The sequence below is a fragment of the Protofrankia sp. Cas4 genome (genome assembly GCF_963555915.1).
Classification (GTDB): Bacteria; Actinomycetota; Actinomycetes; order Frankiales; family Frankiaceae; genus Protofrankia.
The window spans coordinates 1-3481 of sequence record NZ_CAUVXL010000267.1 but is presented as its reverse complement, the minus strand read 5'-3'; the positions used below and the strand labels follow the sequence as shown (position 1 = coordinate 3481).

Here is a 3481-nt window from a genome sequence, read left to right as displayed (position 1 = left end):
CGCCTGAGCTGCCCGCGCCTGCGCCCGCGCCTGCGCCCGCGCCCGCGCCCGCGCCTGCGCCTGCGCTGCGCGAAGCAGCCGAACTACCCGGTGCGGCCATGTCACGTGCAGCGTTCGCCGCCTCGTAGGTCACTGACAAGCCGCCTTCCGCATCCAGCCGGGTAAGGATGTGACCACGCCACGCCACATCGTCGGCGTTGGGGAAATCCTCTCGCCAGTGTGCGCCCCGGGTCTCCTGACGCAGCGCCGCGGCGGCGACCAGCGCGGTGGCGACCGTCCGCAGGTTGGTCATCTCCCACGCATCCGGTCCGGCTGTGACCGTGCCCCCGCCGGACCGCCGCGATTCCCCGAGGGCGGCGAGCGTCCTGGCGGTGGTCCGCAGGCGCTCGGCACTGCGCAGTACCCCCGCGCCGGCTGCCATCGCCCGGGCCAGGTCCGCGCGGGCCACCGGGTCGGCGAGCCCGGCCGAGCCGCGTCCCACCACCGGGTCCGCGGGCCGTGCGGGGGTCGGCAGCCCGCGGGCGAGGTCGGTGGCGATCCTGGCGGCGAAGACCAGTCCTTCCAGCAGACTGTTGGACGCCAACCGGTTCGCGCCGTGCACGCCTGTGCACGCGACCTCACCGCAGGCGTAGAGACCGGGGACGCTGGTGCGGCCCCAGCTGTCCGTCCGGACACCACCGCTGGCGTAGTGTGCCGCCGGGGCAACCGGGATCGGCATACTGACCGGGTCCACCCCGGCGGCACGACAGCGTGCGGTGATCGTCGGGAACCGCCGCAGCAGCGTGGATCTGCCCAGCCCACGGGCATCCAGGTACAGGTGGTCGACGCCCTGAGCAGCCATCACACGCGACATCTGCTTCGCCACGACATCGCGCGGGGCGAGATCCGCCAGCGGGTGGACGCCCGCCATGACAGCGCCGCCGGTGGCGTCCACCAGCCGGGCGCCCTCGCCGCGCATGGCCTCACTGACCAGTGGCTGCTGGCCGGACACGGGGTCGCTGTGACCGGGAGCCGCATCGCCACCGGTTCCTGCCAGCCACAGCGCGGTCGGGTGGAACTGGACGAACTCCAGGTCGGTGACGATCGCCCCGGCGCGCAGGGCCAGCGCCACGCCATCGCCCGTCGACACCGGCGGGTTCGTGGTTGACGCGAAGACCTGCCCCATCCCACCGGTCGCGAGGACCACTGCGCGGGCGGTTACCGCGCCCACGCCGTCCGTCGTCCCCTCGCCGAGGACGTGCAAGGTCACCCCGGCGGCGTTGCCGTCCGCGTCCAGCAGCAGGTCGAGGACGAGCGCGTGTTCGATCACATCGACGCCCGGATCCGCCCGCAGCGCGGCGATCAGGGCCCGCTCCACCTCCAGACCGGTCGCATCCCCGCCGGCGTGCACGACCCGGTTGCGCAGGTGTCCACCTTCGCGGGTCAACGCGAACCCGCCCGCGGAGTCGTCACGGTCGAACGAGGCGCCGAGGTCGGCCAGTTCCCGGACCCGGGCCGGACCCTCGGTGACCAGGATCCGGACCGCGTCGACGTCGCACAGCCCGACCCCGGCCACGAGGGTGTCGGTCAGGTGATCATCTGGAGAATCCTCCGGGGCGAGTGCCGCGGCGATCCCACCCTGCGCCCATCGGGTCGAGCCCTCGTCCAGGCGTGCCTTGGTGACCAGTAGCACCCGGCCGCCGGGTACTGCCGCCCGGGCATGCAGGACGGTGGCCAGCCCCGCGATCCCGGAGCCGATCACGACGATGTCGGCATCGCGGGCCCACCCCGGTCGGGGCGCGCCAAGCTGACACGGCAGGACCGTCACGTACGAACCCGCCGCCCGGACGATGCCGGCCCGATCGATGCCGGCCCGATCGATGCCGGCCCGATCGACGCCGGCCCGATCGACGCCTGGCTCACCGCGTTCGGGCTGACGATGTCCCCACGCAGGCTGGACGGATCGTCCGGGATTGCCTGTGCCGGGTCGTCCCCGCGCGCGACGACCCGGTTGGCGCTGTCCACGAACAGCACGCGCGGGGCGAACCGGCGGGCGTCCGCGTCGGCCATGATCGCGTACGACAGTATGATCACCAGATCGCCGGGGTGGACGAGCCGAGCCGCAGCGCCGTTGATCCCGATGACGCCGCTGCCGCGTGGGCCGGCGATCGTGTACGTCTCCAGCCGGGCACCGTTGTCAATGTCAACGATCGTGACCTGCTCGCCGGGCAGCAGGTCGGCATCCTCCAGCAGGTCGACGTCGATCGTCACCGAGCCGACATAGTGGAGGTCGGCCTGGGTGACAGTGGCTCGATGGATCTTCGACTTGAGCATGGTCCGGAACACGGTCAGCCGGCCTCCTCGGGCAGCGTGAGCTCGATGTTGTCGATCAGTCGGACGGTGCCGACCCGGGCCGCGACCAGCAGCAGCGCCTGGCCGCGACGCACCGGCGTCAGGTCATCGGGGCTGGCGAGGGTGAGGTAGTCGACGTCAACACCCGGTTCGGCGGCCAGGACGTTCTCGGCGGCCGCGAGCACCACGTCCGGGCCTTCGTCCGCGACGCTCACCCCGACCGCCAGCGCTCGTGACAGCGCGAGCGCGGCGCGGTGTTGATGGGTCGTCAGGTAGGAGTTGCGGCTGGACAGGGCCAGTCCGTCGGGTGCCCGGACGGTTGACACCCCGACGACCTCGGTCCGAAAGGCCAGATCCCGCACCATGCGGCGGATGAGGACAAGCTGCTGGGCGTCCTTCTTGCCGAAGAAGGCCAACTGCGGACCGGTGAGGTGCAGCAGTGTCGCCACGATCGTGAGGACGCCGTCGAAATGCCCGGGACGGCTCGACCCTTCCAGCAGATCGCCGAGTGGGCCGGCGCAGACGCGGACAGCGGGTGGGGCCTCGTGCACGAGCGTCGGCGCGAAGACGACGTCGACCCCCTCGGCGGCGCAGATCTCCAGGTCCGCCTCGAGCATCCGGGGGTAGCGCGAAAGATCTTCCCCCGGGCCGAACTGGAGCGGGTTGACAAAGATCGTGACGATCAACTGATCGGCACGCGCACGGGCCGTCCGGATGAGTTCGCAGTGCCCGGCGTGCAACGCCCCCATTGTCATCACGACTGCACGCGTTTCCACGGGTGCTAAGGGTGACGAGTGGAGTAGCGTCTCGAGGTCCGCGCGGCTGCGTACCAGTGTCGGCTTCCCGCCGTTGGACGGTCGGGGGCGCGTCGAAGTCGTGGTTCGGGCTGTGGCCATCAGTGTCGTTCCAGTCCTCGTGGGGGTACCGGACGTCGGCAGTCAGCGTAACGCGTCCGCAATCGCCCGCGCTCGCCTGGCACCCACCGCATATCGCACCCCGTCCGTCTTTGTCGTGATGATCCGAAAGATCGCCTATGGTTCGGTTCATCCTCGATCCTGCCCGTCTGCGGCGGGATCCTCACGACGTCCGGGCGTGGCGAGCCGCCGGCAGTGGCGAACACGGGCGCCGACGTGCCGGGATGCCCGACCAC

General features: G+C 71.5%; 3 protein-coding genes. All 3 read right to left on the bottom strand.

The genetic code is table 11. The features are described 5' to 3' along the window. A partial coding sequence (locus tag U9979_RS24145) for an L-aspartate oxidase (protein ID WP_322781086.1) occupies positions 1-1807 on the bottom strand: 1807 nt, incomplete at its 3' end. Then, positions 1804-2325, bottom strand: coding sequence for an aspartate 1-decarboxylase (panD, locus tag U9979_RS24140; RefSeq protein WP_322781085.1), 522 nt, complete (start codon positions 2323-2325; stop codon positions 1804-1806). The genes panD and U9979_RS24145, both read right to left, overlap by 4 nt. Positions 2326-2327: 2 nt before the next feature. Next, on the bottom strand, positions 2328-3227 hold the full coding sequence (gene panC, locus U9979_RS24135; protein WP_322755453.1) for a pantoate--beta-alanine ligase: 900 nt from the start codon (positions 3225-3227) through the stop codon (positions 2328-2330). Between the last annotated feature and the right edge of the window lie 254 nt (positions 3228-3481).

What these genes read in the sequence shown, in the direction of transcription:
- panC (WP_322755453.1), bottom strand. Translation starts at nt 3,227, where the DNA reads ATGGCCACAGCCCGAACCACGACTTCGACGCGCCCCCGACCGTCCAAC.